Annotated in this window: 14 protein-coding genes; 11 read left to right on the top strand and 3 right to left on the bottom strand. The window is 58.0% G+C overall.

The window, feature by feature from the left end:
- Positions 1-10 precede the first annotated feature (10 nt).
- From rpoZ to GTU67_RS05460, 3 genes are read right to left on the bottom strand one after another with little or no spacing between them, the layout of a single operon-like run.
- Positions 11-214, bottom strand: a complete 204-nt coding sequence (gene rpoZ / locus GTU67_RS05450) for a DNA-directed RNA polymerase subunit omega (protein ID WP_185779100.1) — start codon at positions 212-214, stop codon at positions 11-13.
- Positions 215-251: 37 nt separating this feature from the next.
- Positions 252-887: a guanylate kinase gene (gene gmk, locus GTU67_RS05455; RefSeq protein WP_185779101.1), complete on the bottom strand. Its 636-nt coding sequence runs from the start codon at positions 885-887 to the stop codon at positions 252-254.
- A gap of 38 nt (positions 888-925) precedes the next feature.
- Positions 926-1,249: a hypothetical protein gene (locus GTU67_RS05460; RefSeq protein WP_185779102.1), complete on the bottom strand. Its 324-nt coding sequence runs from the start codon at positions 1,247-1,249 to the stop codon at positions 926-928.
- A gap of 92 nt (positions 1,250-1,341) precedes the next feature.
- On the opposite strand from GTU67_RS05460, the gene xth reads away from it, so the two are divergent.
- The 11 genes from xth to GTU67_RS05515 all read left to right on the top strand — a co-directional run bounded on the left by xth (position 1,342) and on the right by GTU67_RS05515 (position 14,463).
- On the top strand, positions 1,342-2,133 hold the full coding sequence (gene xth, locus GTU67_RS05465; RefSeq protein WP_185779103.1) for an exodeoxyribonuclease III: 792 nt from the start codon (positions 1,342-1,344) through the stop codon (positions 2,131-2,133).
- Complete coding sequence (locus GTU67_RS05470; RefSeq protein WP_185779104.1) at positions 2,130-2,900, top strand: class I SAM-dependent methyltransferase; 771 nt, start codon at positions 2,130-2,132, stop codon at positions 2,898-2,900. The genes xth and GTU67_RS05470 overlap by 4 nt, the downstream gene beginning before the upstream one ends.
- A 65-nt stretch (positions 2,901-2,965) precedes the next feature.
- Complete coding sequence (locus GTU67_RS05475) at positions 2,966-3,919, top strand: ABC transporter substrate-binding protein (protein WP_185779318.1); 954 nt, start codon at positions 2,966-2,968, stop codon at positions 3,917-3,919.
- Positions 3,920-3,958: 39 nt separating this feature from the next.
- Positions 3,959-4,849, top strand: coding sequence for an ABC transporter permease (locus tag GTU67_RS05480; protein WP_185779105.1), 891 nt, complete (start codon positions 3,959-3,961; stop codon positions 4,847-4,849).
- A gap of 4 nt (positions 4,850-4,853) precedes the next feature.
- Positions 4,854-5,648: an ABC transporter ATP-binding protein gene (locus tag GTU67_RS05485; RefSeq protein ID WP_185779106.1), complete on the top strand. Its 795-nt coding sequence runs from the start codon at positions 4,854-4,856 to the stop codon at positions 5,646-5,648.
- Between the two features lie 182 nt (positions 5,649-5,830).
- On the top strand, positions 5,831-7,066 hold the full coding sequence (locus tag GTU67_RS05490; RefSeq protein ID WP_185779107.1) for an efflux RND transporter periplasmic adaptor subunit: 1,236 nt from the start codon (positions 5,831-5,833) through the stop codon (positions 7,064-7,066).
- A gap of 60 nt (positions 7,067-7,126) precedes the next feature.
- Positions 7,127-10,294: an efflux RND transporter permease subunit gene (locus tag GTU67_RS05495; RefSeq protein ID WP_185779108.1), complete on the top strand. Its 3,168-nt coding sequence runs from the start codon at positions 7,127-7,129 to the stop codon at positions 10,292-10,294.
- Positions 10,291-11,754: an efflux transporter outer membrane subunit gene (locus GTU67_RS05500; protein ID WP_185779109.1), complete on the top strand. Its 1,464-nt coding sequence runs from the start codon at positions 10,291-10,293 to the stop codon at positions 11,752-11,754. The genes GTU67_RS05495 and GTU67_RS05500 overlap by 4 nt, the downstream gene beginning before the upstream one ends.
- A complete protein-coding gene (locus GTU67_RS05505; protein WP_185779110.1) occupies positions 11,751-12,485 on the top strand; it encodes a pyridoxine 5'-phosphate synthase in 735 nt (244 codons plus the stop codon). Before GTU67_RS05500 ends, GTU67_RS05505 begins: the two co-directional genes overlap by 4 nt.
- Before the next feature lie 17 nt (positions 12,486-12,502).
- Entirely contained in the window at positions 12,503-13,075 is a 573-nt protein-coding gene (locus tag GTU67_RS05510; RefSeq protein WP_185779111.1) for a nitroreductase family protein, read from the top strand.
- Positions 13,072-14,463, top strand: coding sequence for a dihydrolipoyl dehydrogenase (locus GTU67_RS05515; RefSeq protein ID WP_185779112.1), 1,392 nt, complete (start codon positions 13,072-13,074; stop codon positions 14,461-14,463). The genes GTU67_RS05510 and GTU67_RS05515 overlap by 4 nt, the downstream gene beginning before the upstream one ends.
- Positions 14,464-14,539 lie beyond the last annotated feature (76 nt).

A 14,539-nucleotide genomic window follows, 5' to 3' on the forward strand; every position in this document is an offset into this window, starting at 1 on the left:
CGCTCAGTAATTAGGTAGGTACTTTACGCAGCATCTCGATGCCGGTGACGCCGGCGGCGATTTCGCGCAGTGCCGTTACAGTAGGTTTGTCTTTGCTTTCGATGCGCGATTCGTGGCCTTGGGCTAGTTCGCGTGCACGGTAAGTTGCGGCCAATGCCAGGTTGAAGCGGTTAGGGATCTTGGCGAGGCAATCTTCTACAGTAATACGGGCCATGATGTGATGTCCTTGGTAAACAATGGGTTACGACAACTTAATTTGCCGTTGGGCTGATGCCCAATTGGGAAAACAGCTGGGCGTGACGCGCCGCTTGCGCCGGATAGCGCAAACGGGCGGCTGAAATAATTTGTGAAAGCTGTGTTAAAGCGACGCTAAATTCTTGATTAATAATAACATATTGGCATTCTGAGGCATGCGACATTTCGCTGCCTGCGGCCAGTAAACGCTTGGTAATGACCTGGGGTGCGTCTTGCCCGCGTTTTTTAAGACGGCTTTCGAGGGCTTCGATGGAAGGCGGCAAAATAAAAATGCCGATGGCATCGGGAAAGTGCTTTTTGATTTGGCGTGCGCCTTGCCAGTCGATCTCAAGGAGGACGTCGCGCCCTGCGCGTGTGGCTTCTTCGATGCGGTCGCGCGGCGTACCGTAGAAATTGCCATGGACTTCTGCCCATTCAAGTAGCGCATTGTTGTCGCGCATGACAAGGAACTCGTCTTGGGTGACGAACCGGTAATGTTGCTCGTCGACCTCGCCGGGGCGGGGGGCTCGGGTGGTGCACGAAATAGACAACATAATGCTGGGGTCTTGCGCAAGCAAGGCGTTGACCAGGCTGGATTTGCCTGCGCCGCTGGGTGCAACCACCATGAATATTGAGCCGGAGGAAACAGTCATGACAGATTTACGTTAGCGTGAAGGGCATGAGCATAGCATTAGCCGGCCAGCCGCGCCTGACCCAGCGCTTCGAGGGCAGCTTCGTAGGCGGCAGTGTCGGCACACAGAAAAACGGCGGCGTCGTTCAGGTTCATGTTGAACGCGATATCGCGTATCTGGTTTTCGGCGTCGTCGGCGGTTTCAATGGCCGTGACGTGCCAGTCGTTGGCCTGCTGGTAGGCTTCTGGCGTGACGAATTCGGCCACCAGATGGATGTCGGGCGCGCTGACAACCACGTAGGCGGTGAAGGTCAGATCTTCGATGTGTACATCGAGGATGAGACCCTGGGGCAGGGTGGACACGATCTGGCTGGATACTTTCATCGTAAGATTGTAACTGATGCACAGGGAGCATTACGCGCCCGACCCCCGAAAATGCTACGCTAGTGCGCTTTTCAAGTCGTGATTTGGCCACAATGAAATTAGCTACCTGGAACGTCAATTCGCTGAAGGTCAGGCTGCCCCAAGTAATAGCCTGGCTTGACGCCAACCCTGTCGATGCGCTTTGCCTGCAAGAACTGAAATTGCCGCAAGAAAAATTTCCGGCCGAGGCGCTGGCCGAGCTGGGCTACAAGGCCAGTTGGGCAGGGCAGAAAACCTACAACGGGGTGGCGGTGCTTTCGCGCGAGGTCGGCACCGATGTGCAGGTCAACTTGCCCAACTTCGAAGACCCGCAGCAACGGGTAATTGCGGTGACGCTGCCGTCTGCTGTCGGCGATATCCGTGTTATCAGCGCGTATTGCCCTAATGGGCAGGCGGTAGGCAGCGATAAATACGCGTACAAGCTGGCGTGGTTTGCAGCGTTGCACGATTGGTTGCGCGAAGAAATGCAGCGCTACCCTCGGCTGGCTATTCTGGGCGACTACAACGTTGCGCCCGCCGATGCCGATGTCCACGATCCGGCCAAGTGGGCAGGCGATGTTCTGGTGTCCGAGCCCGAGCGCGAAGCCTTCCAGCGGCTGCTGTCGCTGGGGTTGACTGATGCTTTCCGGTTGTTTGAACAAGAAGAGAAGTCATTTAGTTGGTGGGATTACCGCCAGTTTGCTTTCCGACGCAATGCGGGTTTGCGCATTGATCATGTCTTGTTGTCGGCCTCCCTGGTGCCGCATTGCGCGGCGTGCATCATCGACAAGGCCCCGCGACGCAACGAGCAGCCGTCCGACCACACGCCTGTTGTAGCCACGCTCGACTTCAAGGGGGTGTCATGACCAAGCTGGCGCCGGGGCCTGCCGACGAGCCGACTTTGTCGGAGTTTGATGGTGTTCGGTATTTGCACTTTGGTTCGGAGTGGGTGCAAGGGGCCATGCGGGTTAAACGGCCGGCCGAGCTGGTGCTGGCCTACACCCAGCAAATGATGGGCTGGTTGCTCTTTTTAGAGCCGACTCGCTCCGACACGCTTGGGTTCATGGGGCTTGGGGCCGGGTCGTTGTTACGCTTTGCGCATAAGACAACGGCTTCGCGATTGGTGACGGCCGAATGGAACCCCGCCGTCACAGCGATTTGCCGGGCGTATTTTCGCTTGCCCGAATCGAAGCGGTCGGTGGTCGATCATGAAGATGCCGCCCTTTGGGTAGCGCGCCCCGAAAACGTGGGGCGTTTTCGCGCGCTTATGGTTGACTTGTACGATGCCGAGGCGCAGGGCCCGGTACGCGATTCATTATCGTTTTACCAAGACTGTTATCACGCGTTGGATGATATCGGCGTCATGACGGTCAATCTGTTTGGTGATCATGCCAGTTTTCCCAAGAATATCAAACGTATTGGCCAGGCGTTTGGCGGTCGGGTGATTGAGCTGCCCGAAATCGACGCAGGTAATCGGGTGGTGATTGCTTTGAAAGGGCCGCTGCTTGACGTGTCGGTGGCGACCCTGCTTGACCGGGCCCATGCCGTCGAGCGACATTATGGCTTGCCCGCGGTTCAGTGGGCGCGATCCCTGTTGTCGCAAACCCGATCCACCGGCCGGGCGAGCTTTTAATCTATTTTTAAGCTTTCAGTAAAATAGCGTTCATTATTCTCAGGAGAACCTCTATGCGGTCAGCAATGATTAAACCTGTAATGGGCGCCGTAATGGCTCTGGCGCTCGCTCTGCCTGCTTTGTCCGGCGCTCAGTCGGTCGCCGTCACCTCGATTGTCGAGCACCCCGCGCTCGATTCACTGAAAGACGGCGTCAAGGCCGCCCTGGAAAAAGCCGGGTTCACCGAAGAAAAAGGCCTGAAGTGGCAGTTCCAGACAGCGCAGGGCAATACGGCCATTGCCGCGCAAATTGCCCGCAAGTTTGTCGGCGACAAGCCCGACGTTATTGTGGCCATCGCCACACCCTCGGCGCAGGCCGTGGTGGCAGCGACAAAAACGATCCCCGTGGTCTATGCCGCAGTAACCGACCCGGTCGAAGCCCAGTTGGTGCCTTCGTTCGAGCCCTCGGGCACCAACGTTACCGGTATCTCCGATATGCTCGAGCTGACGCGTCAAATCGAGCTGATCAAACAGGTGGTGCCCGCCGCCAAAACAGTGGGTATGGTGTACAACCCCGGCGAGGCCAATTCTGCGGTGGTTGTGCGGCAAATGCGCGAATTGCTCCCCGATTACGGCATGACCCTGGCCGAAGTCAGTGCGCCGCGTACGGTCGATGTCGGGGCCGCTGCGCGCAGCCTTATTGGTCGTGTCGATGTCATTTACACCAGTACCGACAACAACGTGGTTTCGGCCTACGAGGCGCTGGTTAAAGTCGGCAACGATGCCCAGATCCCGCTGGTGGCTTCCGACCCCGACAGCGTCAAGCGGGGAGCAATAGCAGCGCTGGGTATCAATTATTACGACCTGGGGTTGCAGGCTGGGGCTATGGCGGTCGAGATCCTGAAAGGGGCCAAGCCCGGCGAGATGCCTTCTCAAATTGGCGAAAAGCTCGAGCTGCACCTGAACCTGGACGCCGCCAAGAAGCAGGGGGTTACGTTGTCGCCCGACCTGGTCAAGTCGGCAGCAAACGTCATTCAATAAATTCACATCTGGCCGGGCTTGTCCCGGCCCGGAGCGGGCATGTCCATTTATTCCATGTGGGGCGCGCTGGAGATCGGCCTTATTTTTGGGCTGGTCGCCTTGAGCGTCCTGATTTCTTTTCGCATATTGCGTTTCCCCGATCTGACGGTCGATGGCAGCTTTCCGTTGGGCGGCGCGGTTGCCGCGGTACTGATTGGCGCCGACTTTGACCCGTTCATAGCAACCTTGGCAGCTATGGCTGCAGGCGCCCTGGCCGGTGCCCTGACGGGGTGGCTAAATATTCGGCTCAAGATTATGGATCTGCTGGCCAGTATCCTGGTCATGATCGCGTTGTATTCAATTAATTTGCGCGTCATGGGTGCGCCCAATATCCCGCTCATTACCGACCCCACTGTCTTTACCCAACTGCAACCCGAAGCCATTGATGACTTCGTCTTCCGTCCGCTGCTGATGGTGCTGGTTGTGCTGGTGGTCAAGCTGCTGCTCGATGCCTACTTGGGAACCCAGTCGGGGCTGGCTATGCGGGCGACGGGATCTAACCCACGCATGGCGCGGGCGCAGGGCGTGGCAACTGGTTCTATGGTGATACTGGGGCTGGCTATCGCCAATGCGCTGTGTGCACTCGGAGGTGCGCTGTTTGCGCAGTCGCAGGGGGGAGCCGATATCTCCATGGGTATCGGTACCATCGTCATCGGCCTTGCCGCTGTCATTGTGGGCGAAAGTGTTTTGTCGTCGCGCCGTATTCTGTACATGACGCTGGCCGCCATTGTGGGTGCCGTGTTGTACCGGTTCTTTGTGGCCCTGGCCCTTAACGCCGACTTTATTGGTTTGCAGGCGCAAGACCTGAACCTGATTACGGCCGTGCTGGTGACCGTGGCCCTGGTCGTCCCGCTACTTAAAAAGCGCCTGCGTTCGGGCGCCAAGGGGTAATGACATGCTGAAAGCACATGACCTTCATATTACGTTCAACGCCGGGACGCCCATTGAAACCCGCGCATTGCGCGGCTTGTCACTCGACATCCCGACCGGGCAGTTCATTACGGTTATTGGTTCTAACGGGGCAGGCAAGTCAACTTTGCTCAATGCCATTTCCGGCGATTTATCCGTTGACTCGGGTAGTATTGTCATTGACGGCACCGAGGTCACCCGCGCACCGGTCTGGGAGCGCGCTTCCCGGGTCGCACGGGTATTCCAGGACCCTATGGCGGGCACTTGCGAAGACCTGACGATCGAAGAGAATATGTCGCTGGCATTTTGCCGGGGACAGCGGCGCGGGCTGACGCGAGCTGTTCGCAAGGCCCAGCGGGAGCAGTTCCGGGCCGCCCTGGCCACGCTTGGCCTGGGCCTTGAAAACCGGTTGGCCGACCGTATCGGGCTGTTGTCGGGCGGGCAGCGCCAGGCGGTAAGTTTACTGATGGCAACGCTTCAGCCATCGCGTATTTTGTTGCTCGACGAGCATACTGCTGCGCTTGACCCGCGCACGGCCAATTTCGTCATCGAGCTGACCCGAAAAATTGTGCACCAGCACAAGTTGACGACGCTGATGGTGACGCACAGCATGCGGCAGGCGCTCGATGTCGGAGATCGCACAATCATGCTGCATCAGGGTAACATTGTGCTCGATGTTTCCGGAACAGAGCGCGAAGGTATGGATGTGCCCAAACTGTTGGCCATGTTCGAGCGTGTGCGCGGTGAAACGGTGTCAGACGACGCCCTTTTGCTTGGGTAGTTCAGCGGTATGTCGCGTGTTTGCGCCTGTTTTCGGTCTGGTCAAACCTGCTTGTGTGCAGTAAAGTTTTGAAATAAATTCGTCATTACTGTACTGATTGGTTTCGTTATATACTGCCTTTTTACCAAACCTTACAGGCCCGGCGTGCGCCCGCACCGCCGGGTTTTCGCCGGAGCCGTTACATGCCAAATCTTCTGCTGCCCGCTCTGCAGAGTAAAGCACGCTTAGCTGTACTTTTTTCAGTCTTGACCCTGGTCGCTTGCGGCGACCCGCCAGCGCAGGGCCCCGGTGGCATGAAGGTTCCGGTCAGTGTTGTTACGGTCGAACCCAAGTCGGCCACGGTCACCGTCGATTTGCCCGGCCGTGTTTCAGCGCTGCAAGACGCGCAGGTTCGTGCGCGGGTTACCGGCATTGTTACTGCCATTAATTTTGAGCAAGGGTCAGACGTTAAAGAGGGCCAGCACCTGTTCACGATTGACCCGGCGCCTTACCGGGCTGTGCGCGATCAGGCGGCTGCCCAGCTGCAGCGTGCCCAGGCCGACGCCCGCAGTGCACGCCTGCTGGCCAACCGCTATGCACGACTGGTAAAAGACCGCGCTGTCAGCCAGCAAGAATACGATAACGCCATGGCGGCTGCCGCTCAGGCCGATGCTGCCGTTGCCGCGGCCAAAGCTGCATTGCAGTCGGCCGACATCGATCTGGGCTATACAAAAGTTGTGTCGCCCATCGCCGGTCGCATCGGTAAAGCTTATGTGACCGAAGGTGCTTTGGTTAGCGCCGCCGAAGCCACGTTGCTGGCCGACGTCCAATCATTTGAAGACGTCTATGTCGACATTACCCGGTCTACCGCCCAGCTCGCCCAGTTGCGCAAAGCCATAGCCAGCGGGGTTTTGACGCAATCGCCAGACGGCAGTGCGCAAGTCAAGGTGCTGCTCGAAGACGGCGCCGAATACGACCAGGCGGGCAAGCTGCTGTTCTCTGGAGTGTCGGTCGACCCGTCTACCGGACAGGTCAGCTTGCGTGCCGAAGTACCCAACCCCGACCAGATTTTGTTGCCGGGTATGTATGTCCGTGTACGGCTTAATCAGGGGGTAGATGAAAATGCCTTGCTGGTACCGCAGCAGGCTGTGCAGCGTGACACCAATGGCGACAGCTCTCTGGTCGTCGTCCAGGAGGGTGCAGCCAAAACCGTGCCAGTGACGGTCGGGCCATCGGTTGGCGGCAGCTACCTTATTACCAAAGGGGTTTCGGCCGGCGATGTCGTGGTCGTCGAAGGTTTCCAGAAGATCCGTCCCGGCGCGCCGGTTGCGCCACAACCCTGGAAGGGCGAGGCACAGGATGCAGGCGCGAACCCGCAAGGGCAGGCTCCCGCGCAGGCCGGCAATGGTCAGCCCGACGCCGCGCCCGCCAAAGACTAAGCCAGACGGTCGGGGCACACTGGGTGTGCCCCTTTCAAATCGAATCTAGAGTAAGCGCACATGCCACAGTTTTTTATTGAAAGACCGGTTTTTGCCTGGGTTGTTGCTTTGGCCATTACCCTGGCCGGCCTCCTTGCAATTCCGAATATGCCGGTATCGCAATACCCCGAAGTTGCGCCGCCGGCGGTGTCCATTCAAGCCAGTTACCCCGGTGCATCGGCAGAAGACGTCGCGAATTCGGTGGCCAGTGTCATCGAAAACGAGCTGAACGGAGCGACCGGCCTGTTGTACTACGAGTCTGTCAGCGACTCTTATGGTAATGCTCAAATCACGGCCACTTTTGCGCCCGGCACCGACCCGGAGCTTGCGCAGGTCGACGTGCAAAACCGTATTTCGAACGTAACGGCTCAATTGCCTGCGGCGGTGATGCAGCAGGGGTTGCGAGTCAGCAAAGCCAACTCCAACTTCTTGTTGGTGGTGGCGTTGTCGTCCGACGACGGATCAATGGACCAGGTCACGCTGGCCGATTACATCTCGCGCAATATCCAGAACCCGATTTCGCGTGTACCGGGTGTGGGCGACTTCCGTCTGTTTGCCGCACCAAAGGCCATGCGCATCTGGGTCGACCCGGCCAAGCTGGTGGGTTTCAATCTAAGCATGTCCGAGGTCAATGCCGCAGTTGCGCAGCAAAACACCCTGATTTCGGCCGGTATTCTAGGTGCGCCGCCTAACCCCGACGATCAGCGCGTATCGGCGCCTATTGTGGTCAATGGCGAACTCTCCACGGTGACCGATTTCGAAAACATCGTGCTGCGCGCAAACCCCGACGGGTCCAGCGTTAAGGTTAAAGATATAGCCCGGGTCGAAGTCGGTTCCGACGACTACCAGTTCGGCGCGCGTCTTAATGGCAAAACCACGGCGGCCTTTGCCGTGTCGCTGGCGACTAATGCCAACGCATTGTCAACGGCCGACGGGGTCAAGCAACAAATGAAAGAGCTGGCCAAGTTCTTCCCGGCCGGTGTTTCATACTCCATCCCTTACGACACGACACCCTACGTGCAAATCTCCATCGAACAGGTCGTCCATACCTTGTTCGAGGCAATGGTGCTGGTGTTTATCGTGATGTTCGTGTTCTTGCAGAACGTGCGCTATACGCTGATTCCTGCGCTGGTGGTGCCAGTGTGTGTGCTGGGCGCGTTTGCGGTCATGCTGGCCGCCGGGTTCTCTATCAACGTGTTGACCATGTTTGCCATGGTGCTGGCCATTGGTATTTTGGTTGACGATGCCATTGTGGTGGTCGAGAACGTCGAGCGCATCATGGTGGAAACGGGCTTGCCACCCAAAGAGGCCACCAAACTTGCCATGCCGCAAATCAGTGGCGCCGTGGTGGGCATGACGCTGGTGCTATCGACGGTGTTTTTCCCGCTGGCATTCATGAGCGGTTCGGTGGGTATTATTTACCGCCAGTTCTCGATCGCCATGGCGGTGTCCATTTTGTTTTCGGGCTTTTTGGCGCTGACCTTTACGCCAGCCTTGTGCGGTACGTTGCTCAAACCTATTGCCAAGGGCGCTCACCACGAGAAAAAGGGTTTCTTTGGCTGGTTTAACCGTTCTTTCGACCGCGTTACGCATCGCTACGAAGGTTGGGTAGGTCGCAGCCTGAAGCGCACCGGCCGGATCATGCTGATTTACGTTGTTTTGCTGGGGGCCTTGGGTTTCTTTTATACCAAGCTGCCTACGGCATTTTTGCCCGAAGAAGACCAGGGCTACCTTATTGCCAACATGGAGCTGCCTTCGGGTGCAACGTCAAACCGGACCATGGAAACCATTGAACGTGTTGAACAGTTCTTCATGAACGACCCGCGCGTTGAAAACGTGGTGACTGTGCAAGGTTACAGTTTTAACGGTAATGGTCTGAATGCGGCTCTGGCTTTCGTGCCTCTTAAAGATTTCGAAGAGCGGCCCGGCCCGGAAAATTCGGCCCAGGCGGTTGCTGGCAAGGCCACGCAAAGTCTGCTTTTCGGCTTGCCCGATTCCATGGTGTTCGCGATTGTGCCGCCGGCTATTTCCTCGTTGGGCAATGCCTCAGGGTTTGATTTGCGCCTGCAAGACCGCGGCGGTATTGGTCACGAAGCGCTGATGGCGGCGTCGCAGCAACTGCTGCAGCTGGCGCAGCAAAGTCCCATTCTTAGCAATACGCGTATCACCGGGTTGGGTGCGGGCCCAGAACTGCGTCTGGATATCGATCGCGACAAGGCGGCCGCGCTTGGTGTCAGTTTCAGCGAAGTCTCCACCATGATCGCCACTTCGCTCGGTTCCTCATACGTCTCCAAGTTCCCGAACGCGGGTCGTATGCAGAACGTATGGGTGCAGGCCGACGCGCACGCTCGTATGTCGGTCGAAGACGTCCTCAAGCTGAATGTGCGTAATAACCAAGGCAAGATGGTGCCTTTGTCGTCCTTCGTGTTCACCACTTGGGACCAAGGCGCCGTCCAGGTCGTTCGCTACAACAGTTACGAGTCGATTCGTATTGGTGGCGGTGCGGCAGCAGGCTATTCCACCGGCGAGGCCATGGCCGAAATCGAACGCTTGATTGCCGAGTTGCCGCCGGGTATCGGCTACGAATGGACCGGGCTGTCGTACCAGGAAATCCAGGCGGGCAGCCAATCCATTATTCTCATGGGTTTGGCCATGTTGGTGGTCTTCCTGTTGCTGGCGGCGTTGTACGAAAGCTGGGCTATTCCGTTGTCGGTCATGCTGATGGTGCCGCTGGGTATGCTGGGCGCCGTGGGGTTGGTCTCGGCGCTGGGTATGTCCAACGACGTGTACTTCCAGGTGGGCATGATTACCGTGATTGGTCTGGCGGCTAAAAATGCAATTCTTATCGTCGAGTTTGCAAAAGACGCCTACGCCGAAGGCAAGGGTCTGGTCGAATCTACAATCGAGGCCGCCAAGCTACGTTTCCGTCCCATTCTCATGACCTCGTTCGCCTTCATTTTGGGCGTCGTGCCGCTGGCTATTGCTACTGGTGCAGGTTCGGCCAGTCAAAACGCCGTGGGCCTGGGCGTGCTTGGGGGCATGTTGGCCGCGACGCCTTTGGCGATGGTCTTTGTACCGACCTTCTTCGTAGTCATCATGACGATTTTCAAGACACGCCCTAAACTGCTGGGCAAGCCTACACAACCGACTCAGGAACCCCAGACCGGCAACGATGGGGGGCAAGCATGACACGTTCTACATTTAAATTCGTTTTGGCCCCGGTGCTGGCCAGTCTGGTGCTGGCGGGTTGTTCTTTGGCCCCCAAATACGAGCGTCCGGCCGCGCCGGTGCCCGGTGCGTTTCCCAACGCACCTTCGTCGTCGGCCATGCCGGTTAGTGCCTCGGCCGATCTGGGGTGGCGCGAATTCTTTCGTGATCCGCAGCTTCAGTCACTGATTCAAGTAGCGCTCGAAAACAACCGTGATTTGCGAATCGCGATTGACCGTGTCGAAGAAGCCCGCGCCTTGTTTGGCATTCAGCAAAGCGAGCGTTTGCCGACAATCGGCGTCGGTGGCAATGCGTCCATTCAAAGTATGCCCGAAGACCTTCGCGCAGGTGGGGCGTCGGCGCCCAGTGTCACCCGGGTCTATCAGGCCGGCGTGGGTATTACCTCATTCGAGCTTGATTTTTTCGGCCGGGTGCGCAATTTGTCTGAAGCCGCCTATCAGCAGTTTCTGGCGTCCGAGCAGGCGCGTCGCACCGTACACATTACGCTCGTCTCGCAAGTGGCCGAAAGCTATTTCAGGTTGCGTGCTATCGAGCAGCAGCGAGCTTTGGTGGAGCGCACGCTCAAGGCGCGTCAGGCATCTTACGACCTGATCAAGCAGCGTTATGACGTTGGCGTTGCGGGTTCTCTCGATTTGTACCAGGCCAAGAGCCAGCTTGATTCGGTACGTGCCGACCTGCAAGAAATTCGTCGGGCCGAGCAACTGGCACAGAACGCGCTGTTGTTGGTTTTGGGCACGACGCCGTCGAATCTGCCTCAGGCAGCAGCGTTCAGTCAAGATCAATTGCTGGCGCAAATCCCGGTAGGCTTGCCCTCCGACTTGCTCACCCGTCGTCCCGACATTATCGCGGCCGAAAACGGGCTGTTGGCCGCCAATGCCAATATCGGCGCAGCGCGCGCCGCGTTTTTCCCCAACATTTCCCTGACCGGCATGCTGGGCTTTGCCAGCGGCGCCATGGGCGGGTTGTTCAGCGGCTCTAACCGATTCTGGTCGTTCACGCCCCAACTGACCACACCTATTTTCTCGGGCGGTGTGCTGGGTAACCTTGACCTTGCCGAAGCACGTAAAAACATTGCTGTCTCGCAATACGAAAAGTCCATTCAAACGGCGTTTCGTGAGGTGGCTGACGCTTTGGCGGGCGAAGCGACCTATGCCGAACAGTTAAATGCGTTGCGTGATCTCGAAACGTCTGCGGCCGAGTCCCTGAAAATCGCCCAGTTGCGCTACGACAATGGTATCGACAGCTTTTTGCAGGTGCAGGCCGCCGAAATTACCTTGTATAACGCGCAGCGCAGCTTTCTCGATACCGGGCTGAACTCACTCATGAACCGCGTCGAGCTCTATAAAGCACTGGGCGGTGGCTGGCTCGAAAACTCGGTCGTACCATCGGCAACGCCCGAATCAGGTAAAGACGCGTCATGATAGAGCTCGGCGTCAATATCGATCACGTCGCCACGTTGCGTCAACAGCGTCATACGGCCTACCCCGACCCCATCGAAGCGGCCGTGCGTGCAGAGCAGGCGGGTGCTGATCTGATCACATTGCATTTGCGCGAAGACCGTCGTCATATCCAGGACGCCGATGTGTTTGCCATTCGTCCAAGGTTATTGACCCGCATGAACCTGGAGTGTGCGATTACGCCCGAAATGCTGGACATCGCCTGTCGGGTATTGCCGCAAGACGTATGCCTGGTGCCCGAGAAACGGGCCGAGCTGACGACCGAAGGCGGGCTTGATGTCCGTGGCCATTTCAGTCAGGTGCAGGCAGCTGTGGGGCAGTTGGCCGACGCGGGTATCAGGGTATCGTTGTTTATCGATCCCGACGCAGAGCAAATTGCGGCTGCCCGCGAGTCGGGTGCGCCTATTATCGAAATTCATACAGGTGCGTTTGCCGAGGCGGCCGAGGGCTCGGTCGAGCAGAACAGCGAGCTTGAGCGAATAAGGGCGGCTATTGCCACTGGCGTTTCGCAAGGCTTGCGTGTTAATGCCGGCCATGGTTTGCACTATGGTAACGTGCATCATGTGGCTGCTTTGCCTGGTGTTTCCGAGCTGAATATCGGGCATGCCATTGTGGCCCGCGCCGTGTTCGATGGCTGGGAAAAGGCCATACGCGACATGAAGGCGCTCATGATTCGGGCCGCGCAAAGCGGTTAAAACTTTAAGGATTCTGCATGTCATCTGTCAGCGCTGTTGATTTTCTGTTGTCACGCCAATCGAACAAGTTTGTACAAGCGCCCGGGCCTTCCGATGCGCATCTCGATCTTATCTTGAAAGCCGCCATGCGCGCACCCGATCACGGCAAGTTGCGGCCCTGGCGCTTTACGCTTATTCGCGATCAGGCGGTGGGCAAATTTGCCGACCTGGCCATTGGTGCTACCCGCCGCGCAGGCAAGCCTTTAACCGACGAAAAAGAAGCTTCTATTCGCAGTTGGCTGGCCAATGTGCCGTTGTTGGTGGGCATGGCTTGCCGTATCGACCACAGCAACACCAAAATCCCCGAGCACGAACGTGTGCTGGCTGTTGGGGCTGCCGCTACCAATATGCTCAATGCGGCGCATATGCTGGGTTATGGGGCCTTCTGGAGCACCGGCCTGGGCACTTATGTCGACGAGGTCAACGAAGCCCTGGGCTACGATGGCCTCGATTATCAATTCCTGGGTTATCTGGCGATCGGTACCCCCATGGGTACGCCCGATCCGGTCTCCCGACCCGATTATCACGACTTCCTGACGGAATGGAAATGAGCCAGGCCCGTCGCACCGATGTCGCTATTATTGGTGCCGGTACGGCCGGCATGGCGGCTTACCGTGCGGTCAAGGCGGCGGGGCTAAGCGCGCTGCTGATAGAAGGCGGGCCGTATGGCACCACCTGCGCCCGCGTGGGTTGCATGCCGTCCAAACTGCTTATTGCAGCTGCAGAGGCGGCTCATCATGCGCGGCACACGGCGCCCTTTGGCGTTCATGTTGACGGCCCGGTACGTATCGACGGCCACCAGGTTATGCAGCGTGTCAAATCCGAGCGTGACCGTTTCGTGGGGTTTGTGCTCGATAGTGTCAACAACATCCCGCAATCTGATCGTTTGCCGGGGCACGCCCGTTTTATCGGCAATACGCAGTTGTTGGTCGGTGACAGCACGGTAGTCGACGCTTCACGTGTCGTCATTGCGACCGGGTCTTCGGCAGTTGTCCCCGATATGTACGCCGCCCTGGGCGACCGCGCCATTATTAATGACGATGTTTTTGCCTGGGACACCCTACCGGGGAGCGTTCTGGTTGTCGGGCCTGGCGTTATTGGCCTGGAGCTGGGGCAGGCGTTGGCCCGTTTGGGTGTACGCGTGACCGTATTGGGGCGCAGTGGCGGCCTGGCCGGCATTTCCGATCCTGCCGTTCGCGACAATGCCTTTCAGGCGTTCAGCGCCGAGTTCCCGTTGTGTCTGAATGCCGAAGTCACCTCGGTTGAGCGCACAGATCAGGGTGTTCATGTTCAGTATCGCGACCGTCGTGGCCAGCACACCGAACAGTACGATTATGTCTTGTTGGCTGTCGGTCGTCGCCCCAATATTGCGGGCCTTGGCCTTGAGAACACGTTGGCCAAGCTCGACGACCGCGGTATGCCGGCATTTAACCGGCAAACGCTGCAGCTTGATGGTATACCGGTGTTTTTGGCTGGCGATGTCAACGCGCAATGGCCACTGCTACACGAGGCCGCCGACGACGGCCGTATCGCCGGGCAGAATGCGGCGGCTTACCCTGCCGTATCGCCAGGGTCGCGAAGGGCGCCGTTGTCTGTCGTGTTTACAGACCCTCAAGTCATGCATGTCGGTTTACGGTTCAGGCAGTTGCCCGATAGCGGCGTTGTTACAGGTGAAGTCGACTTTGCCGACCAGGGGCGTTCGCGCGTCATGCTTAAAAACCGCGGCTTGTTGCGGGTTTATGCCGAGCAACAAACCGGCAGGTTTCTTGGGGCCGAAATGGTTGGCCCGGCAGCCGAGCACCTGGGGCATTTATTGTCGTGGGCCTGCCAGCAAGGCATGACTATCTCTCAAATGCTCGACATGCCGTTTTATCACCCGGTTATTGAAGAGGGTCTGCGCACAGCATTGCGAGACGCTGCCCGGCAAATCAACGCCTGAGTAAGCGGCGGGCGTGTTTTTATACACCCAATGCTTACCTCAACAAAACGGCGGCCGATGGCCGCCGTTTTGTTGT

The organism is Pusillimonas minor (genome assembly GCF_014237865.1).
In the GTDB taxonomy this organism is placed as follows: Bacteria; Pseudomonadota; Gammaproteobacteria; order Burkholderiales; family Burkholderiaceae_B; genus Neopusillimonas; species Neopusillimonas minor.